This window comes from Pseudoalteromonas sp. S8-8 (assembly GCF_000497875.1).
GTDB classification, from domain to species: domain Bacteria; phylum Pseudomonadota; class Gammaproteobacteria; order Enterobacterales; family Alteromonadaceae; genus Pseudoalteromonas; species Pseudoalteromonas arctica.
Window position 1 is genome coordinate 112,564 of the sequence record NZ_AUTR01000011.1, and the last position, 26,203, is coordinate 138,766.

Genomic DNA, 26,203 nt, shown 5'->3' on the forward strand with positions numbered 1-26,203 from the left:
GTTAACAGGAAGCTATTATAACTTAATAGTTAAGCGCTTTTAGCTGCTTGGTTATGCTCAATGTAATCATTGAGCGCAGCAACTTGTGCCTCATTAAAACGTAGTCCTAATTTGCTGCGGTATTGTATGCGTTTTCTGCCCACTCTTCATTTAGCAAGTAATCTACTTCTGCTGCAAATAAACCATGGCCAAAATCTTGGCCTAAATCACTCAACCCAGTTGCACTACCTAATATATTTTTAGCACGAGTACCATAAGTGCGTACAAAGCGTTTAAGTGTTATTTCAGGTAGCCATTCATATTTTGCTTTTAGCTCTGATTTAAGTGCTTCTACAGAGCTAAAATCACCACCAGGGAGCGAGCTATACTTGGTCCACGCTTTGCTCATTTGTGGGTAAAAGTCTTCAAGCTTATTAACCGCAGCTTCGGCAAGTTTGCGATAAGTTGTAATTTTTCCACCAAACACACTCAATAGAGGTGCTTGCTTAGCATCACTCGAAAGCTCTAATTTATAATCGCGAGTAACGGCTTGCGCATTAACTGATTCGTCATCAAGTAATGGGCGTACACCTGAAAAGGTATGTACTATGTCTTCGCGTTTAATCGGTTGTTTAAAGTAGGTATTAGTAATATCAATTAAGTAATCAATTTCTTCATCACTAATTTTAACGTCTTGCGGGGCACCTTTGTGTTCTACATCAGTTGTGCCAATAAGTGAGAAGTCATCTTCAAACGGAATAACAAACACAATACGCTGATCTTTATTTTGTAAAATATAAGCTTGTTTCTCATCGTGAATGCGAGGCACTACAATGTGGCTACCTTTTACAAGGCGAATATTTTGTGGCGATTTTTCTGTTAGGGCTTCATCAAATAACTTAGCAACCCACGGGCCTGCAGCATTAACGATACCTTTGGCTGAAATGCTGTATTTAGCTTTACTCTTTTGTTGTTCAAGCGTTACCTGCCATTTACCGTGCTCACGTTTAGCATTTACACACTTAGTTTGTGTGGTAATAACGGCGCCTTTTTCCTGCGCCGCAAGGGCGTTTAAAACGACTAAGCGAGAATCGTCAACCCAGCCATCAGAGTATTCAAACCCTTTGGTAATAGAGGGTTCTAAAACGCTATTTTCGCCAAATTTAATGCTTCGAGAACCCGCTAGTGTTTCGCGTTTCGCTAGGTTGTCATACATAAACAAACCAATGCGAATCATCCATGCAGGGCGTAAATGCTTTTGATGCGGCAATCTAAAAGTAAGTGGCCACATAATATGGGGTGCGTTCTTAAGTAGCACTTCTCGCTCTGCTAGGGCTTCTTTTACTAATCTAAATTCGTAATGCTCAAGGTAGCGTAGACCACCGTGGATCAGCTTAGAACTATTTGAAGATGTTGCACAGGCAAGGTCTGATTGTTCGCACAAGAGTACTTTTAATCCTCTGCCTGCTGCATCAGCTGCTATTCCAGTGCCGTTTACACCGCCACCGATGACTAGTAAGTCATATTCGTTATCTGCTAATTCCACCGAGCTAACCTTTTTATTTGTAATATAAATAAGACATAAGCATCATAAAGCTGCTGTTTTCATTTGACAATAGAAAACCCAGTTTTTTATTCGTTAATTTTGACGCCAATCCATTTTCAATTTAAAGCAGTAAAGCATGCATTTTAAATCTAGCATTTAGCTAAGTTAAAAAAGCAAAGTGGTTAAAGTATTGGCCTTAACCACTTAGTATTTACTATGGGCAGTTTTTATTCGTTAAGCATACTTGAGCTACGCAGTGCTGCCATTTTGCGTATAGGTCGTTACGCTCGTCGGCACTCATGGTTGGCTCAAAACGACGGTCGCATGTCCACATTTTAGATAACTGCTCAGTTGACTCGTACACACCCGTTTGTAAGCCTGCTAAATATGCTACGCCTAAAGAAGTGGTTTCGGTCACAGTTGGGCGCTCAACTGTTGCGCCTAAAATATTTGATAAAAAGGTCATAACCCAATTATTTTTTACCATACCGCCATCTACACGAAGCACACTTGGGCGAAGACCATCACGCTCCATCGCTTTTTGTAAATCTTTGGTCTGGTAGCCAACTGATTGCAGCGCTGCAGCAACTATGGTGCTAATACCCGAATCGCGTGTTAGCCCTAAAATAGCGCCACGTGCATTAGGGTCCCAATAAGGAGCACCTAAACCCGTAAACGAAGGCACTAAAAATACACCATGATCGAGCGGTACATCTTTAACCATCGACTCACTTTCGCCAGCATGGCTAAGTAGCTTTAAGCCTTCAACAATCCACTGCATAGTTGCGCCAGCCATAAATATACTGCCTTCAATGGCGTAAGTTGGCTTGCCGTTTAATCTATAAGCAACAGTGGTCAATAAGCGGTTTTCTGAGGTCAGTGCTTTTTCGCCAGTGTTAAGCATTAAAAAACAGCCAGTACCGTAAGTACTTTTTGCCATGCCTTGTTCAAAACATGCGTGGCCAACAAGCGCAGCTTGCTGATCGCCTGCAATACCACAAACACGAATTGGCGCGCCAAAAATGTCAGCACTCGTTGAACCAAACTCGTCAGCTGAATCCATTACTTCTGGCAGCATAGATTCTGGAATATCGAATAACTCTAGAAGCTCTTGATCCCACTGCTGGGTGTGAATATTAAATAACATGGTGCGTGATGCATTGGTTGCATCGGTGCGGTGCTCTTTGCCGCCTGTTAGCTGCCAAAGTAGGTAAGTGTCAACTGTACCGAAGGCGAGCTCACCTGCAAGGGCTTGTTCGCGTGCGCCTTCAACGTTATCTAAAATCCAACGAATTTTAGTGGCCGAAAAATAAGGGTCGAGCAATAAGCCTGTTTTTTCGCTTATAGTTTGGCAAAGCTCATCAGTTGTTAGGCTTTCGCAATAGTCACTTGTGCGACGGTCTTGCCATACAATAGCGTTATAAATTGTTTTGCCTGTTTTTTTGTTCCACACTAAAGTGGTTTCGCGCTGGTTGGTGATACCAATGGCAATAATTTCTTCAGGCTTTACATCGTTTTTAGTTAACACTTCGCGACTAGTGCTAAGCACTGTTTGCCAAATATCGTTAGGGTCGTGTTCTACCCAACCATTTTGTGGAAAATGCTGCGAAAATTCTTGTTGTGCTGTACCAAAAACGTCTGCATCTTTTGTAAACAAGATGGCCCGAGAGCTTGTGGTTCCTTGATCAATTGAGAGTATGTATTTGGACATAATTATTAATATTATTTATCTTATATATAGCTAGATTGCCTTTAACTGAGGCTAATGGCAATGATTTTTTCTTAAAATTCCTGATTAAAAAGTAAGCGTGTTTTTTTAACAGGTAACTCTTTAATAAAACACGTTTTACTTTGAGGTGATTTTAAGTGCGAACACGGCTATAAAAAAAGATAGCCGTGTTGAGTAAGTTATTTAGCGTGTGGTTTAGCTTGCTGCCAATCCATACCGGTAGAAAAGCGATTATCAAACCCGCGCCACTGTGGTAGTGGTTTACCGTCAACAACAGCTTGGTCGCCGTTTTGTGGTAAATCTAAGTATTCACATTGAGTGGTTATGCCTTTTACATGACAGTCCATCATCGCAAGTACAAAATGCTTGTTGGTTTCGTTAATTGTGCGCATAGACCACGAAGGCTCGTAGTAATGGCCTATATCTAGCTCACTGCTGCTTTGTGCAATAGCAGGGGCTGGGTGTGGTGCAATATTATGGCGTGCATTTTTGTAAGTAAGCATGTACTTATCTTTGCTGCCTGTTTGGTTATAAAGGTTTTTAATACCTTCATAGCCAGAAATGTCATCTAAGTTACCGGCGACATAAAGCGAAGGTACTTTAATATTTCCCATCGCTTTGGCATCAAATATAGCGTGCTGTCCGCCCCATGGTGCAAAGGCCACCATCGCTTTTATACGCGGGTCTACTTTTGGGTTTTGGTATTGCCCACCAGCGCAGCTGTTTAGTAATTGCTGTACTTGTTTAATTTGAGCTGGGTCTTTCATACCTGTAAACATAGCCGTAGTTTGCTCATTAAAAGCGTAACAACCACCTATCGTATTTACAGCGCCATAGCCACCCATTGAGTAACCAATTACGCCTGCGCTTTTGTTATCTACCTGCTTGCTTGCAAAGTTGTTTTGCTCATTAAAGTAATTAATAACAAACTGCTGATCGCGTGAGCGATTTATAAGCGTGCTAAAAAAGCCAGAGAACGGCGCATTTTTAAAATCAACATCGGCATTGGTTGAGTCAGTATGATCAATAGCTACCACAATGTAACCGTGCGACGCTAAATGCTCGCCAAGGTAGTACATAATTGTACGGTAACCGGTATAACCGTGCGAAAGCACTATCACAGGGTAGTGTTCTTTATTATTAATGGCGACATCACGCATTGCATCGGCTTGCAGAGTAAACTCTTTACCTGAGCGAGTTTCATCTGTGTAGCTGCTAAGTGGCGCTTTTGCTGTATTTGCAGCCGGATACCACACTTCTACTTTTAAAGGGCGATCTTTTTGACCTTGTGTAGCGGGGTCAAATTGCGCAGGGTTAACTAAATCAAGTGTTTGCACACCTACATTGTAGCTACCTTTAGCTGCAAGCTCTGGGAGTACTTCGCTAGTGATTGGCGGGTATAGCTGCTCTGGTTTATTAGATTCAGCAACAGCTACACTGGCAGATAAACTGCACGTAGCAAGTAATATGGCTTTTGAAAGCGCCTTGAGTGTGTGTGTCATTGTGTGTCCTTGTTGTGTATTTTTATTTTTTAATTTGTCAGTTCAGCTGACTCGATGGCATTGCTATATTGCAGCTGCCATTGTGCTCGTAAGGTATCCATTATGTTCATAACTCGTAAGCTAGTACCCAGTGGTAATACGCTGCTTTGGGTTTGTTTTTGTAATATACACTGCGTGACATGTGCAATTTCAAACTTAAAGTTTTCATCGTCGCTAAAGTCGTATTCAAAGTACTGAGGGTCTTGGTCGTTTATGTGTAGCTCTAGCGTTTTTGCACCTACAAACTGAGGTATTCTAATATAGCCAAGCTCACCATTAATACATGCTTCTGTTGGGCCATTTTGCTGCAGTGCGCTGGCAAGAGATGCAAATTGCCCGTTACCGTAATCAACTATAGCAGTGCTTCGCTCATCAACGCCGGTTGTGCTTTTATGTACAAAGGATTTGATGTGTTCAGGGGTTTTATTAAATACCACATCAGCAATCGAAATAGGGTAAATACCTAAATCGAGCAGGGCGCCACCCGCTGTTACAGGGTTCATTAATCGGTGAGTGTCGGCAAAGCTGCCAGGTAAACTAAAGTTGGCATTAACACTGTGCACATTACCAATAACACCTTCACTTAGGAGCTGTTGTAATTTTACTATAGCTGGTAAAAACCGCATCCAAACACCTTCCATTAAAAAGCAGTTTTGTTGCTTGGCAAGCTTAGTGAGGCTTTGTAACTGCTCAGCATTAACGGTAATTGGTTTTTCGCTTAGCACGTGCTTATTGTGTGTTAAGCATTCGGCTATCGTTTTAAAGTGTTGATCGTGCGTATTGGCAATATAAATAGCGTCAATGTTTGGGCATTGAATAAGTGCTTGGTAGCTCTCATAGCCTTGAATATTGTACGATGTGGCAAATTCTTTAGCGCGCTGCATACTCGTTGAAGCCGCGCCAATAAGCTGTGCATCACTACAATGCGCAATGCTTTTAGCAAAGGTGTGAGCTATATTGCCACACCCAATAATTCCCCAATTAACCTTTGCCATGCTTATTCCTTAAGTTTATTTAAAAAGACGTAATTTGTAATCCTGAGCCCGCTGAACATACGTAAATATCAGCATTTAGGCTAAAACGCTCAAAGTAATGCTTTTCTACCGCAGCTTTAATTAGTGGTACTTCCGCATCGCGACACAAACATACAATAGCACCACCAAAGCCGCCACCCGTCATACGTACTGCGCCGCGATCGCCCATCGCTTCTTTACAAATTTCTACTAGGCCATCGGTTGCTGGTACGGTTACTTCAAAGTCGTGTTTGAGAGATTGATGCGATGCAGCCATTAATTCGCGAAGCGCATCCATATCGTTATTTTGTAGTGCAGTAGTTGCTGCAATTACACGGTCGTTTTCGCTAATTACGTGGTGTGCACGTTTATATTCGTTTTCGCTTAATGTCGCTTTTACTGCTTGCAAGCCAGTCATGGTTGCTTGGCGAAGTGTTTCTACACCCATTTTTACAGCAGCTTGTTCGCAGTCAATACGGCGCTGGTTGTATTCGCTATCAACCAACTTGCGCGGGTAGTTAGAGTTAACAATAACAATATTTAAATCATCAGGAACTTTAACTGATTTGGTTGCTAGGTTTTCACAGTCGATTAATAGTGCATGCCCATTTTCGCCTTTAGCTGAAATAAGCTGATCCATAATGCCGCATTGGCAATGCATAAAGTCATTTTCGGCTTCTTGGCCAAATAGCGCAATTTGCTCTGGCGGTAAACCAAGCTGTGCAACATGGTTAAACATACCGCCAACTGCAACTTCTAGTGCTGCCGATGACGACAAGCCACTACCTTGCGGTAAGTTACTGTCAATTAGTAGATCGGCGCCACGCAGTGTGTAGCCCGCTCTTTTAAGAACATAAGAAACAGCACGAATGTAGTTACCCCATTGCGATTGGCCTTCAGTGATTTCTTCATCAACGCTAAAGCTGTCTTTTTCGCCTGGGTAATTTAAAGAATGCACAGTGATAATATTGTCGTCGCGCTCTTTAAACATTACTTGGGTACGAAACTCTAACGAACACGGTAAAACAAAACCGTCGTTGTAGTCGGTAAATTCGCCAATGAGGTTTACACGCCCCGGTGCTGCTGCAATACCTTGAGCAGGCGCGCCATACAGTGACAAAAATTGTTGTTGGAATTCGTTAAGCTTCATCTGTGTGTCCTGCTGTATCTTTATAGTGTGTTGTACTGGCTGCTTTTAAAATAGAAGCAGCGGTTTCTGCGCTTAAATCGCGTTGGCTTTCGCCTAGCATTTCGTAGCCTACCATGTGTTTTTTAACAGTAGCAGAACGAAGTAGCGGCGGATAAAAGTGTGCATGTAAGCGCCAATGCTGCTCATTAGAGCCTCTATTAGCGGGTGCATTGTGCCAACCCATTGAGTAGGGGAAGCTGCAATTAAATACGTTGTCGTACTTAGTGGTTAATACTTTAAGTGCCTGAGCCAAAGAGTCGGTTTGCGCATCGTTTAGCTGGCTAAAGTTTTGAATGTTATCTTTAGTTACTAGCATTGTTTCAAACGGCCATGCAGCCCAAAATGGCACAACAACAAGCCAATGTTCGTTTTCAAATACAACACGAGTTTTATCTGCTTGCTCTTTTTGCGCGTAATCGGCAAGCATGGCTGTGCCATGCTTTTTATAATAGGCAAGCTGCTGGTTATCTTCGGCTTCTATTTCGGTTGATAAATGCGAGTGAGCCCATACTTGGCCGTGAGGATGAGGTTGCGAACAACCCATGATCTCGCCTTTATTTTCAAAAACTTGTACGCATTCGTACTGCTGTGCAAGCTCAGTGTAATTTTGTTTCCAGGTTTTTACTACTTCGTGCAATGCGTTTTGGCTAAGCTCTGGTAGTGTTTTATTATGCTCTGGAGAAAAACAAATTACGCGGCATTCGCCACTGGCTTCGTCGGCAATAAATAAATCGCTGTCTGACTCTAAGCTTTGTAATTGCTCGCTGGCATTAGGTGTTAATGCGCCAAAGTCATTTCTAAATATGTGTGTGTATTTGTAATCTGGATTGCTGTCGCCATTTGCACGGGTATTGCTTGGGCAAAGTGGGCAGCTTTCATCGTGTTTTGGTAATACGTTTTCGTTAACGGCTTCTGTTGCGCCTAACCATGGGCGGTTATTACGATGTGGTGACACTAATACCCAACGACCCGTTAGCGGATTTTTACGTCTGTGAGTACTTTCTAATAAAGCCATGTTAACTCTCCAACCCACTTGGGTAATTAGTTTGCCAGCGCCATGTGTCGTTTGTCATGTCGCTAAGTGTTAGTTCTGCGTGCCAGTTAAGTGTGTTTTGCGCTTTTGTGGCATCGGCGTAGTTACAGGCAATATCACCTGCTCGGCGCGGCGCAATCTTATACGGAATATCTTTATTGGCTGATGCGCTAAATGCGTTGATCATATCAAGCACAGAATAACCTTGCCCTGTGCCTAAGTTGTAAGCATGAAAGGCGGTATCTGTTTTATGCTGCATAAATGCCGCAACATGACCTTTAGCTAAATCTAAAACATGAATATAGTCGCGCACGCCTGTGCCATCTTCGGTGTCGTAGTCGTCACCAAAAATATTGACCACGTCACGTTTACCTACTGCAGTTTGAGCAATAAAAGGCATTAAGTTATTAGGAATACCATTAGGGCTTTCACCTAATAAACCACTTGGGTGTGCACCTACTGGGTTAAAGTAACGAAGCGCAATACCCATAAATTGACTGTTGGCATTACATACGTCTTGCATGGCTTGTTCAACCATGACTTTAGTCCAACCATAAGGATTAGTTGCGCGTATAGGATGCTTTTCGTCAATAGGGAGGTAGTCTGGCTCACCGTATACTGTAGCCGATGAGCTAAATATAATATGGTTAACGCCTGCCTCTTGCATGTTTTGTAGCATGCTTAATGTGCCCGACACATTATTTTGATAATAACGCAGTGGTTGCTCAGTTGATTCGCCAACGGCTTTTAAAGCCGCAAAGTGAAAAACAGCTTCGGCTTTAGTATGTTTTAGGGCGAGTTTAAATTGTTGCTCGTCTTGAATGTCACCCAATATAAACTCAAACCGAGTGCCAGTAATCTTTTCGAGTTGGTCAAGTACCCGCGAACTAGCATTAGACAAGTTATCATAAATAACAGGTGTAATACCTGCTTCATGCAATGCAATACATGTGTGGCTACCTATGTAACCCATGCCGCCAGTGACTAAAACTTTCATGTTTATTCTCGAAAAGTGTATTTATATGATAAATACTACTATTAAGGTGGTTTAAAAACAATAGTTATGATTGTTGGATAATTCAAATAAAAGCATAAAAAACATTCAGATTAAACACTCGCCTGCCTCTAAATAGCATGCTTTTATTTTAACTAACAAAGGCTTAGATTTATCAATTGATTAGATAAACTGTTTCGATTATTGACCTAATTTCAGCGGTAGGGGGGCTGCTAATATAGCGAGAACAAAGTTAGGAGAGAGCAACATAAATAAAACAGTTTTACTTACCGGTGCTACCGATAGCACTGGCTAGAAACGCAAAGATGTTATTAACCCAAGCACTGTATTTATGAAACCTGTGGGTGGCTTTGTAAGGTTTAGAGAAAATAGCCATTGTTGATCTAAAGAGCTCACTTTATCAGTGAGCTCTTTTTATTTAGTTGCATTACTGCTCTTGCTGCAAGCGCTCGTATAGCCAATCTTTTAATTCCGTACGTTCGTGTTTTAGCTGATGCATTTGCTCGTCGCTTATGGGGGCATCTTTGAGCTCTAACACTCTAATTTCTTTATCTAGCTTGTCGTACTTATCTGCTTTTTTTGCAAATTCAGTATCGCTGTCATTTAACTCGGCAATGGTCTTTAAGTACTCTGGAAAGTCATTAGTTAATGAGTGGTCTTCGCCTAACATATTCGCTCCTTAATAGGATATAAATGAGCTCACAAGTAAGTGAGTTGTATAAGTGAATTACTGCCTTTCATATAATACACTGGGGCTTACATAGATATAATTCAACCATTGAGCCGCTAATTTGATGTAGCGCAAACAATCTGTTTATTTTGCTCAGTAAGGTATTTCACCAAAGTATTTAATAGAGCGATCAATAAACGCACGTACTTTAGAGGTCAATAATTTATTGTTGGGGTATACAGCCTAAAAGGTGTGTTAACTACTCGCGAAAAGCTTAAAGCTCGATATTATTGCTCAAGGTGCAAGGAATCTCTGGCTTGAGAGAATAAGTTTAAATATCACCATGATTTAATACGTTAATAAATCTCTTAACCAGAGTTCGGGTTAAGTGAACCAGTACCCACTAAAGACTTTAAAGAACTTTTAGCAAAAACAGTTAATTTTTAACACTTTTTGCTAATTTATGTTGGCTAGTTAATAGTGGTAGAATGCAGCGCTTAGTACCATTTGTGTGAAGTAAGTGGTCAATAATTTATAAGGTTTGTTGTGTAATGCTGTTAATGATCGATAACTACGATTCGTTTACTTACAACTTAGTGCAATATTTTCAGCGTTTAGATCAAGACGTTTTAGTGAAACGTAATGACGAGCTAAGCATTGCACAAATAAAGCAGTTGAACCCGAAACACATCGTTTTATCGCCGGGGCCATGCACCCCTAACGAAGCGGGTATTTCACTAAATGTTGTTGAGCAACTAAAAGGGCAATATCCTATTTTAGGAATTTGCTTGGGGCATCAAACTATCGCACAAGCTTTAGGAGGAGATGTAATACGTGCTAAAAAAGTAATGCACGGTAAAACATCACCCATAGTTCACACTAATAAAGGGGTGTTTAAAGGTTTAGCTAACCCGTTAACAGTGTGTCGTTATCATTCTTTAGTGGTTAAATCACAAACTTTGCCTAAAGAACTTGAAGTAACCGCATGGACTCAGACTGAGCAAGGCGAGTTTGACGAAATTATGGGGTTACTTCATAAAGAACTAGCAATCGAAGGTGTGCAGTTTCACCCCGAAGCTATTCTAACTGATCAAGGCTTAGAACTGCTTGATAACTTTTTAACTCGCTTCTAATGTTATAATACACAGAGCATTTAATACTTTATTAATGGATGTCATGACTGAACTTGTAGCCCAGCAGCGTACTGCCAAAATACTAAACCAACGGGCTCATGACTTATTGCTTGGGCACAGCTTTGCGCATCAGCAAATTGGTTTCATCCATACATTAGATATAGATTACGGCGAACCCATGAAGCAACGTACTTTGCTTCAGGTTGAAGTGGCCGCACAGAATAAACGCCAGCAAAGCAGTACTGCACATCATAAGTACCGCGCTCAAGCGAGTGAGCAACTGCACAAAACAATTGAAACAGCTATATATAAGCAGCTCGAAGATATAGATGGCGTAATTCACAGTACTATAGGTATTGAAGATGGTATTGCCAATATACTCGATATATTAGCGGTAAAGTCAGCGTCGGTAGGGCGTTTAGAGCCATTGGTAAATGATATAAGCTGGTTGGGTAGAGAGTTAGTAACGCTTGTTAATTTACCTTACTATCGTAATCAGCGTAGTAAAAATACGTCTGTAAAAGTAGATAAACCATCGCTTGCCCTTCGTTATATTGGCCTTGATAACTTACAGCTAGTTATTCCTACATTTGCTGCGCGTCATTGGATGCCACATAGCACCGAACCATTTTCATTATTAAAACGCCGGCTACGCGACAGCGCGATGGCAAACGCGATTGCTGCGCAAAAAATTGCACAAATTAATAATGTGAATGACGTACATGCATTTACCCTTGGAATGCTTTTAGATGTAGGGCGAATTGCATTAGTGCGCTTGTACTTAAAAACGTTTGAGAAAGTATGGCAACGCAAAGTGCAGTTAGCCCGAAATGAAAACCAAAAAGATTTACACACCGCATTATTAGAGCTACAGCCCGACCCGCTATTTTTAACCACTCTACTTAGCAATAAGTCGATAGAAGTAAGCGCCAAAGTAATAGACAAAATGGCTTTTAAATATTTACCGTTTAAAGGTGTAATGCAGCAGCTAGTAAATGGGGTAGATAAGGGCGATACATTACTGCCATTAACAGAAGTAATGCTAAAGGCACGTTGCTACTCTCAATATCTTAATTTAAAAGAGCATCAACTTATTGAGCCTGATGAAACTCTAAGCTGGTTTTCGTACTTTAAGTTCACTAAAACGGAACTAAAAACCCTCCAATCGAGTAATTTTACCAATTTAGCTATTCAAATTGACTAAAAATCTGAATTTTTTGTTAATTTTTTTGCGACTAACCATTCATTCTCACTCTATTGTTATATTGCATATTTGCCGATTAAAGCGTGCTTGCCTTGGTGCTCATGCGGTTAGTTGTCTAAAACCAAGTATGAATGGCTATGCAAATAGTTATTCACTATCTATGAAATAATATCTTTAGCCCTTTATTTTCAAGGGATACATGAAAGTTTTTAACGAGACAGATATAAGTAATTCTGAAATAATGTGCGTCTGAAAATTGAACCACAAAGCAATTTTGCGCAATTATCAGGTTACTGATCTTGCCTATAAAGTTGGTTACAAATATTAACCAAACACCTATTTTGATGTTTTGTGTTGCTCACAATTAAGAGGAAATAAAATGACAGTCAATCGCGAATTATTTGATCACGTAATGGTTCCTAACTACGCACCTTCAAGCGTAATTCCTGTTCGAGGCGAAGGTTCTCGCGTATGGGATCAAGAAGGTCGAGAGTTTATCGACTTTGCTGGTGGTATTGCAGTTAACTGTCTTGGCCATTGCCACCCTGCATTAGTAGGCGCATTAAAAGAGCAAGGCGAAAAAATCTGGCATCTATCAAATGTAATGACCAATGAGCCGGCACTTCGCCTAGCTAAAAAAATGGTTGATGCTACATTTGCTGAAAAAGTTTATTTTGCCAACTCAGGCGCAGAAGCAAACGAAGCAGCGCTTAAGTTAGCGCGTCGTTTTGCACTTGATAAGTTTGGCGCAGAAAAATCACAAATCATCGCGTTCAACAAAGGTTTCCACGGTCGTACATTCTTTACCGTAACTGTTGGCGGCCAAGCTGCATATTCAGATGGTTTTGGTCCTAAGCCTGGCGACATTGTACATTGTGATTACAATGACCTAGCTGCTTTTGAAGCGCTAATCAGCGACAAAACATGTGCCGTAATGATGGAACCTCTTCAAGGTGAAGGCGGTATTGTTTCACCCACTGACGAGTTTGCTCAAGGCGTTCGCGATTTATGTACTAAGCATAACGCACTGCTTATTTTTGATGAAGTACAAACAGGTGTTGGTCGTACTGGCGATTTATACGCATACCAAGGCTTAAACATAGTACCTGATATTTTAACTTCAGCTAAAGCACTTGGCGGCGGTTTCCCTATTGGCGCTATGATCACAACAACTGAAATTGCACAGCATCTTAAAGTAGGTACTCATGGTTCTACTTATGGCGGCAACCCGCTTGCGTGTGCTGTTGCAGAAGCTGCATTTGATACAGTAAATACGCCAGAAGTACTTGCTGGCGTAAAAGCTAAAGCAGCATTATTTAATGAACTACTTACTGCGGTTAACGAAAAATATAACGTATTTAGCGAAATCCGTGGCCAAGGTTTATTAATTGGTGCAGTAGTGAACGAGCAATATAAAGGTCGTGCAAAAGAGTTTTTAGTGGCAGGTACTGAGCAAGGCCTTATGTCATTAGTTGCTGGTGCAGACGTAATACGTTTCACTCCATCTTTAGTAATTCCTGATGCGGACATTTGCGAAGGTATGGCACGCTTTGAAAAAGCAGTAGTAAGCGTAGTAAACGTATAAGCGACTTAAGCCAACCAATAAAGGGCAAGCACTGCTTGCCCTGCAATTCCTATTTACCGTTATTTATAAGGGAGCAAGCGGACTCATGATGATCCTTCGCCCAATCCAGCAAAATGATTATTCAGCATTACTGAAAATTGCCCACGAATCAGGGCATGGTTTTACGTCTTTGCCATTAAACGAAGAACTATTGCAAAAAAAGATCGACCATTCAGTAAGCTCTTTTGCTAAACAAACGTCACAACCTGGTGACGAAGGCTACCTGTTTGTTCTTGAAGATAGCGAAACCGGTGAAGTTGTAGGGACATCTGCAATTGAAGCTGCGGTAGGGCTTGATGATGCATTTTATCATTATCACTTAAGTAAAGTGATTCACTCTTCGCGCACATTAGGCGTATACAAAGCGGTTGATATTCTAACGCTATGTAACGACTACACAGGTGCTACAGAGCTTTGCACATTGTTTTTAAAAGATGGTTATCGTAAAAATTGTAACGGTAAGCTACTTTCAAAAGCGCGCTTTATGTTTATAAAACAGCATCAAGAGCGTTTTGCGCAAACAGTAATCGCAGAAATGCGCGGTGTGTCTGACGAAAACGGCAGCAGCCCTTTTTGGCAGTGGCTTGAAGAGCACTTTTTCTCTATGGATTTTCCAACAGCCGATTACCTAACAGGTATTGGCCAAAAGGTTTTCATTGCTGAACTAATGCCTAAATACCCAATTTACGTAAACTTGCTAAGTAAAGATGCGCAAGCCGTAATTGGTAAAGTACACGACAACACTCGCCCAGCAATCGAGTTATTAAAAAGCGAAGGCTTTACGTTTAATGGCTACGTAGATATTTTTGACGGTGGCCCAACGGTTGAAGCAAAAGTAGATAACATTGCGACTATTCGTAATGCAAATCACTTTAACGTTGAAATTGGCGAAATGACTGGCGACACTATGGTGTTACTAGCTAACGAAAAGCTTGAAGGTTTCAGAGCAACCGTTGCACCAATGACATTTGACGAGCGCGCAAAAAGCCTTATTTTATCGCAAGAAATAGCAGATGCACTGCATTTGCAAACTGGCGATATTGTTAGTGCAACCACGATTTAATTTAGGAGAAAGTATATGACTCATCCTGCACAATTTATAAATGGTCAATGGTCACAAGGCCAAGGCACAGAATTTAATTCAGTAAACCCTGCAAATAACGACGTTATTTGGCAGGCTTCATCGGCAACTGCGACGCAAGTAGACACCGCAGTAAATGCAGCGCGCGAAGCGTTTTATGCATGGGCTGATAAAAGCTTTACTGAGCGTTTAGAAATAATTAAAGCATTTGCAGCGCAATTAAAAGAAAACAGCGAAGAGCTCGCTATTACTATTGCACAAGAAACAGGTAAGCCACTGTGGGAAACTCGCACAGAAGCGGGTGCTATGGTTGGTAAAATTGCCATTTCTGAAAAAGCATTTTTAGAGCGCACTGGCGACGTAGAAAACGCAATGCCACTTGGCCGTGCGATGATTCGTCATAAGCCACATGGTGTTGTAGCCGTATTTGGTCCGTATAACTTTCCGGGTCACTTACCTAATGGCCACATTGTGCCAGCGCTTTTAGCAGGTAACACGGTTGTGTTTAAACCGTCTGAACTTACTCCTAAAGTAGCTGAGCTTACGCTTAAACTGTGGGAAAAAGCAGGTTTACCAGCAGGTGTCATTAACCTTGTACAAGGTGAAGTAGAAACGGGTAAAGCCCTTGCTGCTCACAAAGGTATTGATGGCTTGTTCTTTACGGGTTCTTCGCGTACTGGTCATATTTTACATGAACAGTTTGCGGGTCAACCGGGTAAAATTTTAGCGCTAGAAATGGGTGGTAATAATCCACTTATTATTACTGACGTTGAAGATACTAAAGCGGTTGTTCACGATATTATTCAATCAGCGTTTATCTCAAGCGGCCAGCGTTGTACATGTGCACGTAAATTGTTTTTACCTAAAGGTAGCAAAGGCGATGCAATTTTAGAGCGCCTTATCACTGCAACTAAAGCGATTAAAGTAGGCAACTACGATGATGCAGACCAGCCATTTATGGGCTCTATGATCTCATCAGCTGCAGCTGCAGGCATGGTTAAAGCGCAAAAAGAGCTTGTTGAGCTTGGTGGTGAAGTATTAGTAGAACTTGAGCACACAGCTAATACTGGCTTTGTAACACCAGGTATTATTGAGTGTACAAATATTAGTGACTTCCCAGATGAAGAGCATTTTGGACCACTTTTAAAAGTATTCCGCTTTGACGACTTTGACCAAGCCATTGATAAAGCAAACGATACAACCTTTGGTTTATCGGCTGGTTTATTAAGTGACAGTGCAGCAGATTACGACCATTTCTTACGTCGTATTCGTGCAGGTATTGTTAACTGGAATCGCCCAATTACTGGCGCATCAAGCGCAGCACCGTTTGGTGGTATTGGCGCATCGGGCAACCACAGAGCAAGTGCGTATTACGCAGCCGATTACTGTGCATACCCAGTTGCTTCGGTAGAGCTTGAAAAAGTAGCTATGCCAGCAACACTAAGCCCAGGCTTAAAAATAGATTAAGTAGTAATACTACTTAATTATTATAAAAGCAGCTTCGGCTGCTTTTTTTGTATTGCTAACGCGCAAAGCTAGCAATCAACAGCGCTTTCTGCTTAAATCAAAAATAATTAATTATACAAAGGTGGTACAAAAATGGTTTTAGATAGGCAAGGGTACGATGATTTGATCATGTATCTAACTCAAAATTTAGCATTGTTTGAGAAGCCAGGCGAAATAAAACCAGGTGCCCCAACAGTAATGGAATTAATCGAAGACGTTATTGCACAAAATGTGATGCTTATTTGCGAGCAGCACACAAACCTCAACACAGAGCAGCGTAGTCAAATTGTACGCGAAGTTGATGGCATAGTTTACGATTTAGAAGAAGTCCTCAGCAGCATCACCTCACAGCCTGTCACGGTTGAACAGCATGCCTTTATAGATGAATTTGCAGGTTTAGTAAAAAACCTCTTTGATAGCGCTTTAACACAACAATCTTAGCCATTTTATAGCCCTGCGTTGCATTTTCATTTGCAACTACGGCTAACTTGCTTACAATCAAGAAAATATTTTTTTGAGATATAACAATGCAAGCAAATGTAAAATGGGTTGAAGGCGATACGTTTATTGGTCGTTCTAATTCTAACCACAATGTTGTGTTTGATGGCGGCAGCGATAGTGCAGCACCAAGCCCAATGGAAATGGTTTTAATGTCAGTTGGCTGTTGTTCATCAGTTGATGTGGTTAGTATTTTAAAAAAAGCCAAACAAGATTTTTCAGATGTACAAGTACAACTAAGTGCAGAGCGCGCCGAAACAGCCCCACGTGTGTTTACCAAAATCAACTTACACTTTGTTGTTAAAGGCAATAATGTGTCTGAAAAGCACCTTGCACGCGCCGTTTCACTCTCTGCTGAAAAGTATTGCTCAGTTGCATTAATGCTTGATAAAACAGTAGAAATTACGCATAGCCACGAAGTTGTGCAAGATCAAGCAAAATAACGCTTTTTCCACGAGGGAAATTCGTATAAAATCCGCGAACTTTTCATTCTGCAGGTGCAGAACCCACTAATTTATAGGTTGGTTTATTATGAACAAACCCTTCGATAAACTTAAACTTCATGGCTTTAACAATTTAACCAAAAGTTTAAGCTTTAGTATTTATGATATTTGTTACGCAAAGACCGAGCAACAACGTAAAGAATATATTGAATATATCGATGAGCAGTACAGTGCAGATAGACTAACCGACATTTTAGGTGAAGTTGTTGATATTATTGGTGCTAATATTTTAAATGTAGCGCGCCAAGATTATGAACCGCAAGGCGCAAGTGTAACTATTTTGGTTTCAGAAGAACCAGTAGAAGAGCAGCAAAATTACGATGCTGACGAAGCACCAGGCCCATTACCTGATTCAGTTGTTGCACACCTAGATAAAAGCCACATTTGTGTACACACATACCCAGAAGCTCACCCTGATGATGGTATTTGTACATTCCGTGCTGATATTGAAGTGTCTACTTGTGGCATTATTTCGCCACTTAAAGCGTTAAACTTCTTAATTCATAGCCTTGAGTCAGACGTAGTAACAATTGACTACCGCGTACGTGGTTTTACCCGCGACATAAACGGTGTTAAGCACTACATTGATCATGCTATTAGCTCGATTCAAAACTTCATGACAGAAGATACAAAAGAAGCGTACCAAATGATGGACGTGAACGTGTATCAAGAAAACCTGTTCCATACCAAAATGATGTTAAAAGAAACCGATCTAAACACGTATTTGTTCGGCCTTTCTACGGCAGATTTATCAGAGGGCGAAGAAGACGAAATTCGCTCAAAGCTGACCCGTGAAATGCAAGAAATATTCTATGGCCGTAACCTGCCAGATACAGAATAATAGCAACGAATTAAATTAAAAATGGCGCTCAGTGAGCGCCATTTTTTTATACTTTATTTTACAAGCAATAGCTGTGTTTGTCGGCCATTTAAATACCAGACACCGCTTTTATCAAAAATAGCATCTTCCTCTAGCATTATTCTTATTTCTTTATTCCACTGTTTTATAAACACAGCATTGTTAAGCTCAATTGAGTAAGCCGTATTTAAATGAAGCGGATAGTCACCATCTCCCGGTACACCTTGCTGAGAATCCCACATACCTAATGTAGTGCCAGCAGCATGACCATGATAGCCAATAGGATGAGTATAAATAGTGGGTTTTAATCCCTGATCAATAGCGGCTTTTCGTGCTGCAGCTAAAACCTCATTACCGGTTTTACCTACCGCAAATTGACTGGTAAATATGTCTTGTAGTTTATTACCGCTTTTTAGTGCTTCAACTAAGTAACTAGGTGCACTCGTTTCGTTTTCTTTGAGCACATACGCATGCTGCTGCGTGTCGGTATTTAAGCGTAAATCAGTAATACCAAAATCGACATGAAGCAAGTCACCGGCTTGTATAACGTTATCATCGTAGCCATTGGTAAAGCTTTCTTCATGATTAAACGACTTCGCATCGGCGCGCTGAATAGCAACACTTGGGTGAAACCATGTTTGTAGTTTGAGCTCTTTTACGCGCTCTCTAAACCACCATACCAAGTCATCGCTAGTTGTTTCACCAACCGTAATTGTTTTACCCGAAAACCCCTCTGCAATAATATGATGGGCAATAGCGACAATATGTTTATACATTTTAACTTCTTCAGGAATGCGTTGCTCTAACCACGCAACAGCAAGCGGCTCTGCAGAAATTATTTTATTGTGATAAGTGGCGGGCAAGTTAGCCATTAAGGTTTTGTAATCGCCTAGCACAAGGCCATCGGCATGTGCCCAGTCGGTAGAAGTATTAAGCGCAATGTTGCGAGGTTTGTATTGCTCAATAAGCGTATTGAGTGCCTGCCACTGGCTAGGTTGTGTTTGTTTATCCCACCCTTTTTTAAATACGTTACCTATTTTATAAGGCGCAATAGCGTAAGCATCAACACCACTTTGTTTATTAAGTGCAAATAGTAAAATCGTGGTGCGTCTGGCTGAAAGCCATGTTGCAGGCAGCATTGTTTTTAATATTGGATCTTCGTTATATTCACGACTTATAAGTAGCCACATATCAGTGTTGTGCTGCTTCATTAATGAGGGCATTAAGGTATTAACTCTAAGCTCAGTTATTTTATCTATAAACGCAGCGCGCTCTTTCATCGATAAAATAGCGGGAGCGTCATCAGCTTTAACAAAGAGGCTTAAAACAAGCGTAGTTAGCAAGCTTACATAAAGTAGGAGTTGTTTAGTAAAGTGCATAATTGTTTTATTTTTAGGCTAGTTAATTTATAAAATGCCTGAAGAGCGACTATAAAAAAACAATTTGAGATAAACAGCACACAAAAAAGCCCAGCTAAAAAAGTAGCCGGGCTTTTGTATAAACAGCTTTATTACTTAAGCATGCTGTATAAAAGTGCAAATACAGCAAGCGAGCCAACCGCTAATATAAATAGCGTGCTAAAGCGATTTCGGTATTTATTAAGTGCAGGTACTTTATAAACTGCAATCATTGGCATAATGAATAAAATCATCGCGATGATAGGGCCCGATAACTGATCCATCATGTCTAAAATACTTGGGTTTTTAACAGCACAAAACCAAATAGCTAAAAACATGATTAACACACCAATTTTATCGGTAACGCCAGCGCTTAAGCCTGTTTGTTTAGTTACTAATCCTGTAAAGCTTTCGCGTGCACCTAAAAAATGACCCAAAAACGACGATGTAATAGCAATAAAGGCAACAAGTGGCCCAAGTGTGGCAATAAACGAGTTATCAGTAATATTAGCAAGGTAGGATAAAACCGATACGTTAGCCGCTTTAGCCGCTGCCATTTGCTCGCCTGTAAGCGACAGCACGCAAGAGAACACAAATAACAGTACAAAGGTAATAAGTAGCAAGCTAGTGCGCTTTAAAATGGCCTCAGACTTACGTGTAGCTTGTTCGCCGTAATGACCGCGTTGCACATTTACAAAGCTTGAGATAGCCGCTGCGTGGCTAAACGAAAACACAATTATAGGAATCGATAACCACAATGTTTTACCAAAGCTGCCTATTTCAGGCACAGTCATATCTGGCATTTGCCAGCTAGGGATTAAATAAAGTGATAAAAAGAACAATATGCCCACAAGCGGATAAACTAAAATAGCAAAGGCACGTAGCATTAAGCGCTCGCCGCCCATCATTAAGCTAATCATACCTGCAACTAATACACCCGAAAGTAGCACGCGAGAAGGTGATTCCATCCCCATTTGATTAACCATAAAACTATCAACGGTATTGGTTAAACCTACACCGTAAATAAGCAAAATTGGGAATATAGATAAAAAGTACAACAAGGAAATTAACCGCCCCGCAGTCACACCAAAATGCTCTTCAACTACGTCGGTAAAATCGGCATCTTTATTTTTTGATGAAAGTACAAAGCGCGCTAATCCACGGTGCGCAAAAAAGGTCATTGGGAACGCTAAACACGCCATAATAATTAACGGCCAAAAACCGCCAATACCAATGTTAATAGGTAAAAATAAAATACCCGCACCAACGGCGGTACCAAATAAACTTAATGTCCACTGCGTATCGTGCAGGTTCCATTTAGTTTTTGTGTTTGAATTTTTGCTTGAATTTGTGTGTGTGTTTGGTGATGCATTTGAAAGCGTTGCATCTTGAGATGTTGTCATGTGTGTGCTCATCCATTATTTAAATAATAACTGCGCCGAAGGGTATAGTTTTTAGAGACATTTTTCATGTTTTGAAGAGATTTTTAGACTAATTAATTAGGCTCAATTGGAGGGTAAGTGTCATGAATACGAAACAGTGGTGTAAAAGTGAGCAAAAGCCTTTAATGGCAAGCCACATTATAGAGTTACTGTATGGGTAGGTTGGTTAGTTGGAGCGAAACCCAACACGCTATAGTGTCACGCGAGCAGGAAAGCCGAGGAAGGCGGTTTTCATAACGTAAAAATAGGGGAAGATCATTTTTATTGGTTTTCATTTAAAAATCAAAATCTGCTCCCAAAAGCTGCTAAGTAGAAGCCATTAATCTCAACTTCATAAGAGATTTTTATTAAACTCCGTTATACTTCCTACAATTGAATATGCCAAACGAAGTAAATAGGCCACTAACTGCAATGAGCAAAGATATTCTCTTCCATACTACTTTTGCGCACGAAACCAGTAAAACATGGGTTGTATTTGTCCATGGAGCAGGTGGTAGTTCGGCAATCTGGTTTCGTCAGCTTAAAGCCTATAAAAAAGAATATAATGTGTTGTTGCTAGATCTTCGTGGTCATGGAAAATCGAATAACTTAGTACAAAACTTTGTTGATAATAATTATTCATTTAATAATGTCTCTAAAGACATTATCGATGTGTTAGATCATAACAATATCACCAGCGCACACTTTGTTGGTATTTCATTGGGCACAATTATTATTAGAAATATTGCTGAAATTGCGCCGCAATATGTTTCTAGCATGGTGCTAGGTGGAGCGGTTACTCGTTTTAATACGCGCAGTAATACATTGGTTTATTTAGGTAATACTTTTAAACACTTCCTGCCTTATATGTGGCTGTATCGCTTATTTGCTTTTATTATGATGCCGAAAAAGCGTCATAAAGAATCTCGACTTTTGTTTGTTCGTGAAGCAAAACGCTTGTGCCAAAAAGAGTTTATAAAATGGTTTAAATTAGCCATGGACGTAAATCCTTTAATGCAATATTTCAAAGAAAAAGACATTGATATTCCCATTCTTTACATTATGGGCAAAGAAGATCATATGTTCCTTGGCCCTGTTAAAGAAATGGTTAAGCGTCATAAAAATAGCGTACTGCAAACTATTCACCATTGCGGCCATGTCTGCAATGTGGAACGCCCTGACTTATTCAATCAGCACTCGCTTGCGTTTATCGCCCAGCAAAATCGTTAAGGGTTGTAGAAGGAATAAGATCGGTACATTCTTTTTGGATTTTCGCCCTAAACTCAAAACAAGACCTAAAGGAATAAAACTCCATTTTTATATCAAAGCGTAGGTTGGGTAGAGCGAAGCGAAACCCAACAAGCCATAGCGTCATTCGAGCGGTAAAGCCAAGAGGCGACTTTATTTCTTAAACTTGCTTATCCAATAATATTCAATTGATATACACTGGCAAGGTAACGTATTGATAAGGATATTAAGTTGTCGCAAGTTAAAACTCTCCCTATTACAGCCACACGCTGGCTCTCTCTTTTATTGTGCGCAATTACCGCCGCAACAATTACTGTATTTTTAAGCAAAGCCGGTTTTGTACAAAAGGCATATTCGAGTTGGAGCGCTATTTTAGCTGCGAATCCGGTTTTACATTACAGCGGTGCTTTTTTAGCGGGTATTGGCATAAAGCTGTTGCTTGATAAATTTTATATATCGCACCCTAAACGCGATATTGGATTTAGCTGGCGATACCCGCCAGTGACAATGAGCTTATGGTTATCGGTAACTATTATAGGGGCTATTTTGTATTTCACTTCAAACCAAGAAGAGTTAATAGCTGCTACTTCTTGTTTTGAGTATTTCATCGTATTAATTTTAGGCTCTTCCATAATTACAGCTTATCAACAAAGCAATGAAAGAATTAGCCTTAATTTAGTTGTATGCTTTTCTCTTATCGCAGTGATTAGTACAGCTTTCATTTATTGGCATATCAGTCAGATAGGCTTTAGTTGGCCGCTTTTTATAACAGTAGATATTTACATATTCTCTGCAATATTTTTGATAATCAAATATATAAATGAATGCATTAAAGCTAAATGGAATCGTAATCAAATAACTTTGGAGCGTACGAAAAATCTGAGTTCTGGTGATTTTAAAACATTAGATCAGTTTAAAAGTTGGTTTAAAGACGATTCGACTATTAAAAGCACAGAGGAATTAGAGCCAGACTTACAGGTGTATGCCAAGCGTATCACCGAGCGGCTGCAAAATGGTGGTGATAAGTATGAAAAAGATTTAGCGCAGCACATAGCATTATGTGGACCTTATGGTTGCGGAAAAAGCAGTATCGTCGAAAGTATTGTGAATGATTTGGCAAAAAACTCTGAAAAAGAGAGTACTTGGATACACAGCGATATATCAACATGGGGCGCTGCAAGCGGGAATGTTGCTCATGTGATACTCAGCAATATTATTGATGATATAAGCCAATATATTGATATGTGTGCCTTTCGTACACTACCTAAACATTACACTGAAGCACTAAAGTCGGGTGGTAGTATGTTTCAGTTTGCATCTACGTTACTCGCAGGCCCTGTTGATATTGAGGGAAGTTTTCAAAAACTTAATGATGTACTAAAAACAACAAACCATAAACTACTCATTACTTTGCAAGACGTTGATCGTGGTACTGGCGATGAAAATGAGAAACGTTTGAATGATATAGCCGCGCTGCTGGATAGATTGAAAGATAAAAACTTAAGTCATATCAATTTTATCGTTGCGATGGGTAATGAGAAGTCCTTGTATATTGAAGTACAAAGCAAGCTGGCCGATCACATCGAAACGATAGTATCCGAAGATTCAAAGAAAACTTTATGTAAGTGGGCAAAGCTATGCACTAAAGAAGTATTCGAGAATGATATGTTGTTAACACATTCTTCAATAAGTAGTTCTGAACAATATTTCAACCAAACCCCTCTTACTTTTCGTCAGACTTTTTATCAGCCAGCTATTATTTCTAATAACTTTATAGTTTCAATTCGAGTTTTGAAGCGAGTGATGCGACGCGTAAGTAAGTGTTGGACTAAAGAAAAGTTATTGGGAGAGGTCGATTTTGGCTCTTTGTTATTACTCACTACATTACGTGAGGCTGAGCCTGCGTTATTTAATGCTTTTGTAAACTCGTACACAAGCTTAGTTAATGTTAAACCGTTACCAGTAGCTAAAACAGAAGATGGAAAACAAAAAACAATAAATGAAACCCTCTCAAACTTGATAGCTGATTTTACAAATAGTGAAGCTACGCATGTTTACAATGCTTTATTCAAGGAATTACTAAATCTTAAAGAAGATATAACTAATAAAAGCGGAAATGGTTTAAAAAGTGATAAAAATAGTGGCGAGCAACATTTAGGTGTAAAACTAGATACTGTTGATTATTTAAAGCGTATTTTACTGGAAACAGTCCCTGAAAATGAGCTAAGAGATCAGATTGTTATTGATTCTATAAAATCTTTATCAACTCAAGAATTAGCAAAAAATATTTGTAGTGATTATCGATGGCAAGAGGCATTTAAACGTTTTGGGCGCATACTTTTTTCATGTGATAAAAACCAAGATAGAGTAGAACAAATAGTTTTAGATGTTTTACAAAATATTGGAGATGATAAAAATGGCTTTTTGACTGAAGATCTTTTTAATGAATATACAAAGCAAACTATTGATAGTGGTAATTTAAAAAGCGTTTTAGACATGCTAGTAAATTTAGAAAGTGGAGAAAAGTTGCTTGAGTTACAACTGGAAAGGTTGCAACGAAATTTTGAAGGAAAAACCAAAATAAGAGATGTAAATGGGCATTATGGGGACATTAAAGATGAAGCAGATAGAAAGGAAGCTGCAAGCTATAGTAATGAGCTTTTTCAGGACATTAATATAGTTAATTTTTTAAGTGAAAACGCACATAAATTGTCTGAACAATCTTTTTACGTGTGCCTAAGATTTATAACTTTTGCGCAGTTAGCCGATGATGAATTTAACTTTTTAAATAGCCTAATGAAAAATCTATTGGAAGTTGTAATCAAAAATAAAAACACTCGGACTATTGAGTTTTTAGCTGAGGCAGCATCGCGTAACCATAATGGCGTTCGGGGTTTGCAAGAGCACTTTTCAGAGCTTTCACCTGACCAGAAAGGAGATATTTTACAAACACTCGCAAAGCTTAAAGATAATCAAGAAAATAATTCAGATATCGATTTGGCAATAAAAAACTTAAGTTTTTCTGAGGCGTTGTAATCGCTCTGTGTAGCGAAGCGCCTCGGTGTTCTTGGTGGTGAAACTATTTGCGGTATAGGTTTTTATGGTTTAAAGCCATCTCCTACGGGAGGCATGGGTCTAACGACTGGCGGTTAAATATTAAGCATGTTGGGTTTCGTTCCACTCAACCCAACCTACGGTGTTTAGGTTTACATCGAACCGCTAGTAGTTAACAGCTCTAGGCCCTTACTCTTCTATCGCACTCACAATAAAATACGGATTTAAGTATTCATCTTTGGTGTTATAAATAAGCGGGCTGCCATCAAGCTTAGTGACTTTAGCACCGGCTATTTCGGCGATTGCATGGCCTGCGCCTGTATCCCATTCGCAAGTTGGACCTAAGCGTGGGTAAATATCGGCGCTGCCTTCGGCCACTAAACACAGCTTTAGTGAGCTGCCTTTAGACACCATTTCAACCTCATCAAAGCGTTTTACAAACTCAGCTAAATCGGGTGATGGGTGCGAGCGGCTGCCTACAACGCGAATTAACCCTTTGTTAGGTTTAGTCGTTACTTTAAGCTCAATTCGCTCATCGCCTTTATCTTTAAAAGCACCAATGGCTTCGGCGGCTAAATACGATACGCCAAGGGCAGGTGCATCTACTACGGCTAAAATAGGAATACCATTTTTAATTAGAGCGATGTTTACGGTAAATTCACCGTTCTTTTTAATAAATTCTTTAGTGCCGTCGATTGGGTCAACTAACCAGTAGCTTTTCCACGTTTGGCGTACATCCCAGCTTATGTCGGCGTTTTCTTCACTGAGTATTGGAATGTCGGGTGTGAGCTGTTGAAGCCCTGCCACAATCAATTTATGAGCTGCTAAATCGGCGTCGGTTACGGGGCTTTCATCGGCTTTGTACTCAACGTTAAAGTCCTTTTCGTAAATTCCCATTATCGCTTGGCCTGCTTTGCGGGCAAGGATGAGGGTTTCTTCTAGCAGTTCGGTTTGATTCAT

The 26,203-nt window shown here is 40.2% G+C and carries 20 protein-coding genes and 1 pseudogene; 10 read left to right on the forward strand and 11 right to left on the reverse strand.

Features of this window, described 5'->3' with window-relative positions:
- Window positions 1-29: 29 nt before the first annotated feature.
- The 8 genes and pseudogenes from glpD to L659_RS0103165 form a co-directional block, all read right to left on the reverse strand.
- Window positions 30-1,525 (reverse strand): annotated as a pseudogene (gene glpD / locus L659_RS01000000122895) (glycerol-3-phosphate dehydrogenase).
- 214 nt (window positions 1,526-1,739) lie between these two features.
- Complete coding sequence (gene glpK / locus L659_RS0103135; protein ID WP_032826852.1) at window positions 1,740-3,236, reverse strand: glycerol kinase GlpK; 1,497 nt, start codon at window positions 3,234-3,236, stop codon at window positions 1,740-1,742.
- Window positions 3,237-3,433: 197 nt separating this feature from the next.
- The gene (locus tag L659_RS0103140) at window positions 3,434-4,756 is read right to left on the reverse strand and encodes an alpha/beta hydrolase family protein (protein ID WP_024589570.1); all 1,323 of its coding nucleotides are present in this window, start codon (window positions 4,754-4,756) and stop codon (window positions 3,434-3,436) included.
- Between the two features lie 29 nt (window positions 4,757-4,785).
- The gene (locus L659_RS0103145) at window positions 4,786-5,790 is read right to left on the reverse strand and encodes a Gfo/Idh/MocA family protein (RefSeq protein WP_024589571.1); all 1,005 of its coding nucleotides are present in this window, start codon (window positions 5,788-5,790) and stop codon (window positions 4,786-4,788) included.
- A 19-nt stretch (window positions 5,791-5,809) separates the two neighbouring features.
- Entirely contained in the window at window positions 5,810-6,958 is a 1,149-nt protein-coding gene (galK, locus tag L659_RS0103150) for a galactokinase (RefSeq protein WP_024589572.1), read from the reverse strand.
- The gene (locus L659_RS0103155) at window positions 6,948-8,012 is read right to left on the reverse strand and encodes a UDP-glucose--hexose-1-phosphate uridylyltransferase (RefSeq protein WP_024589573.1); all 1,065 of its coding nucleotides are present in this window, start codon (window positions 8,010-8,012) and stop codon (window positions 6,948-6,950) included. Before L659_RS0103155 ends, galK begins: the two co-directional genes overlap by 11 nt.
- A 1-nt stretch (window position 8,013) precedes the next feature.
- Window positions 8,014-9,027, reverse strand: a complete 1,014-nt coding sequence (galE, locus tag L659_RS0103160) for a UDP-glucose 4-epimerase GalE (RefSeq protein WP_024589574.1) — start codon at window positions 9,025-9,027, stop codon at window positions 8,014-8,016.
- Window positions 9,028-9,472: 445 nt separating this feature from the next.
- The gene (locus L659_RS0103165; protein ID WP_024589575.1) at window positions 9,473-9,715 is read right to left on the reverse strand and encodes a YdcH family protein; all 243 of its coding nucleotides are present in this window, start codon (window positions 9,713-9,715) and stop codon (window positions 9,473-9,475) included.
- Window positions 9,716-10,266: 551 nt separating this feature from the next.
- On the opposite strand from L659_RS0103165, the gene L659_RS0103170 reads away from it, so the two are divergent.
- The 8 genes from L659_RS0103170 to speD all read left to right on the forward strand — a co-directional run bounded on the left by L659_RS0103170 (window position 10,267) and on the right by speD (window position 18,105).
- Window positions 10,267-10,848 (forward strand): anthranilate synthase component II, encoded by a 582-nt coding sequence (locus L659_RS0103170; protein ID WP_024589576.1) that lies wholly within the window; start codon window positions 10,267-10,269, stop codon window positions 10,846-10,848.
- A 43-nt stretch (window positions 10,849-10,891) separates the two neighbouring features.
- Window positions 10,892-12,052 carry an HDOD domain-containing protein gene (locus tag L659_RS0103175; RefSeq protein WP_024589577.1) on the forward strand — a complete coding sequence of 387 codons (1,161 nt, stop codon included), beginning with the start codon at window positions 10,892-10,894 and terminating at the stop codon, window positions 12,050-12,052.
- Between the two features lie 379 nt (window positions 12,053-12,431).
- A complete protein-coding gene (locus L659_RS0103180) occupies window positions 12,432-13,637 on the forward strand; it encodes an aspartate aminotransferase family protein (RefSeq protein ID WP_024589578.1) in 1,206 nt (401 codons plus the stop codon).
- Window positions 13,638-13,722: 85 nt separating this feature from the next.
- Window positions 13,723-14,739, forward strand: coding sequence for an arginine N-succinyltransferase (gene astA, locus L659_RS0103185; RefSeq protein ID WP_024589579.1), 1,017 nt, complete (start codon window positions 13,723-13,725; stop codon window positions 14,737-14,739).
- Between the two features lie 15 nt (window positions 14,740-14,754).
- Window positions 14,755-16,224, forward strand: a complete 1,470-nt coding sequence (gene astD / locus L659_RS0103190) for a succinylglutamate-semialdehyde dehydrogenase (RefSeq protein WP_024589580.1) — start codon at window positions 14,755-14,757, stop codon at window positions 16,222-16,224.
- Window positions 16,225-16,356: 132 nt separating this feature from the next.
- A complete protein-coding gene (locus L659_RS0103195) occupies window positions 16,357-16,704 on the forward strand; it encodes a DUF3802 family protein (protein ID WP_007580087.1) in 348 nt (115 codons plus the stop codon).
- An 86-nt stretch (window positions 16,705-16,790) separates the two neighbouring features.
- Window positions 16,791-17,204 carry an OsmC family protein gene (locus L659_RS0103200; protein WP_002958863.1) on the forward strand — a complete coding sequence of 138 codons (414 nt, stop codon included), beginning with the start codon at window positions 16,791-16,793 and terminating at the stop codon, window positions 17,202-17,204.
- 88 nt (window positions 17,205-17,292) lie between these two features.
- Window positions 17,293-18,105: an adenosylmethionine decarboxylase gene (speD, locus tag L659_RS0103205; protein ID WP_007376266.1), complete on the forward strand. Its 813-nt coding sequence runs from the start codon at window positions 17,293-17,295 to the stop codon at window positions 18,103-18,105.
- Between the two features lie 53 nt (window positions 18,106-18,158).
- Here speD and L659_RS0103210 read toward each other — a convergent pair whose 3' ends face one another.
- Together L659_RS0103210 and L659_RS0103215 are read right to left on the reverse strand one after the other, a co-directional pair.
- The gene (locus tag L659_RS0103210) at window positions 18,159-19,502 is read right to left on the reverse strand and encodes a M24 family metallopeptidase (protein WP_024589581.1); all 1,344 of its coding nucleotides are present in this window, start codon (window positions 19,500-19,502) and stop codon (window positions 18,159-18,161) included.
- A gap of 131 nt (window positions 19,503-19,633) precedes the next feature.
- Complete coding sequence (locus L659_RS0103215; protein ID WP_007580094.1) at window positions 19,634-20,923, reverse strand: aromatic amino acid transport family protein; 1,290 nt, start codon at window positions 20,921-20,923, stop codon at window positions 19,634-19,636.
- 450 nt (window positions 20,924-21,373) lie between these two features.
- Here L659_RS0103215 and L659_RS0103220 point away from each other — a divergent pair, with 450 nt between their 5' ends.
- Together L659_RS0103220 and L659_RS0103225 are read left to right on the forward strand one after the other, a co-directional pair.
- Window positions 21,374-22,171, forward strand: a complete 798-nt coding sequence (locus L659_RS0103220; protein ID WP_024589582.1) for an alpha/beta fold hydrolase — start codon at window positions 21,374-21,376, stop codon at window positions 22,169-22,171.
- A 249-nt stretch (window positions 22,172-22,420) separates the two neighbouring features.
- The gene (locus tag L659_RS0103225; protein ID WP_024589583.1) at window positions 22,421-25,225 is read left to right on the forward strand and encodes a P-loop NTPase fold protein; all 2,805 of its coding nucleotides are present in this window, start codon (window positions 22,421-22,423) and stop codon (window positions 25,223-25,225) included.
- Window positions 25,226-25,432: 207 nt separating this feature from the next.
- Here L659_RS0103225 and cysQ read toward each other — a convergent pair whose 3' ends face one another.
- A complete protein-coding gene (gene cysQ / locus L659_RS0103230; RefSeq protein WP_024589584.1) occupies window positions 25,433-26,203 on the reverse strand; it encodes a 3'(2'),5'-bisphosphate nucleotidase CysQ in 771 nt (256 codons plus the stop codon).

What these genes read in the sequence shown, in the direction of transcription:
- L659_RS0103210 (WP_024589581.1), bottom strand. Translation starts at nt 19,502, where the DNA reads ATGCACTTTACTAAACAACTCCTACTTTATGTAAGCTTGCTAACTACG.
- L659_RS0103195 (WP_007580087.1), top strand. Translation starts at nt 16,357, where the DNA reads ATGGTTTTAGATAGGCAAGGGTACGATGATTTGATCATGTATCTAACT.
- L659_RS0103215 (WP_007580094.1), bottom strand. Translation starts at nt 20,923, where the DNA reads ATGACAACATCTCAAGATGCAACGCTTTCAAATGCATCACCAAACACA.
- L659_RS0103175 (WP_024589577.1), top strand. Translation starts at nt 10,892, where the DNA reads ATGACTGAACTTGTAGCCCAGCAGCGTACTGCCAAAATACTAAACCAA.
- L659_RS0103165 (WP_024589575.1), bottom strand. Translation starts at nt 9,715, where the DNA reads ATGTTAGGCGAAGACCACTCATTAACTAATGACTTTCCAGAGTACTTA.
- L659_RS0103220 (WP_024589582.1), top strand. Translation starts at nt 21,374, where the DNA reads ATGAGCAAAGATATTCTCTTCCATACTACTTTTGCGCACGAAACCAGT.
- galK (WP_024589572.1), bottom strand. Translation starts at nt 6,958, where the DNA reads ATGAAGCTTAACGAATTCCAACAACAATTTTTGTCACTGTATGGCGCG.
- L659_RS0103145 (WP_024589571.1), bottom strand. Translation starts at nt 5,790, where the DNA reads ATGGCAAAGGTTAATTGGGGAATTATTGGGTGTGGCAATATAGCTCAC.
- speD (WP_007376266.1), top strand. Translation starts at nt 17,293, where the DNA reads ATGAACAAACCCTTCGATAAACTTAAACTTCATGGCTTTAACAATTTA.
- L659_RS0103155 (WP_024589573.1), bottom strand. Translation starts at nt 8,012, where the DNA reads ATGGCTTTATTAGAAAGTACTCACAGACGTAAAAATCCGCTAACGGGT.
- astA (WP_024589579.1), top strand. Translation starts at nt 13,723, where the DNA reads ATGATGATCCTTCGCCCAATCCAGCAAAATGATTATTCAGCATTACTG.
- L659_RS0103180 (WP_024589578.1), top strand. Translation starts at nt 12,432, where the DNA reads ATGACAGTCAATCGCGAATTATTTGATCACGTAATGGTTCCTAACTAC.
- L659_RS0103200 (WP_002958863.1), top strand. Translation starts at nt 16,791, where the DNA reads ATGCAAGCAAATGTAAAATGGGTTGAAGGCGATACGTTTATTGGTCGT.
- astD (WP_024589580.1), top strand. Translation starts at nt 14,755, where the DNA reads ATGACTCATCCTGCACAATTTATAAATGGTCAATGGTCACAAGGCCAA.
- glpK (WP_032826852.1), bottom strand. Translation starts at nt 3,236, where the DNA reads ATGTCCAAATACATACTCTCAATTGATCAAGGAACCACAAGCTCTCGG.
- L659_RS0103140 (WP_024589570.1), bottom strand. Translation starts at nt 4,756, where the DNA reads ATGACACACACACTCAAGGCGCTTTCAAAAGCCATATTACTTGCTACG.
- L659_RS0103170 (WP_024589576.1), top strand. Translation starts at nt 10,267, where the DNA reads ATGCTGTTAATGATCGATAACTACGATTCGTTTACTTACAACTTAGTG.
- cysQ (WP_024589584.1), bottom strand. Translation starts at nt 26,203, where the DNA reads ATGAATCAAACCGAACTGCTAGAAGAAACCCTCATCCTTGCCCGCAAA.
- galE (WP_024589574.1), bottom strand. Translation starts at nt 9,027, where the DNA reads ATGAAAGTTTTAGTCACTGGCGGCATGGGTTACATAGGTAGCCACACA.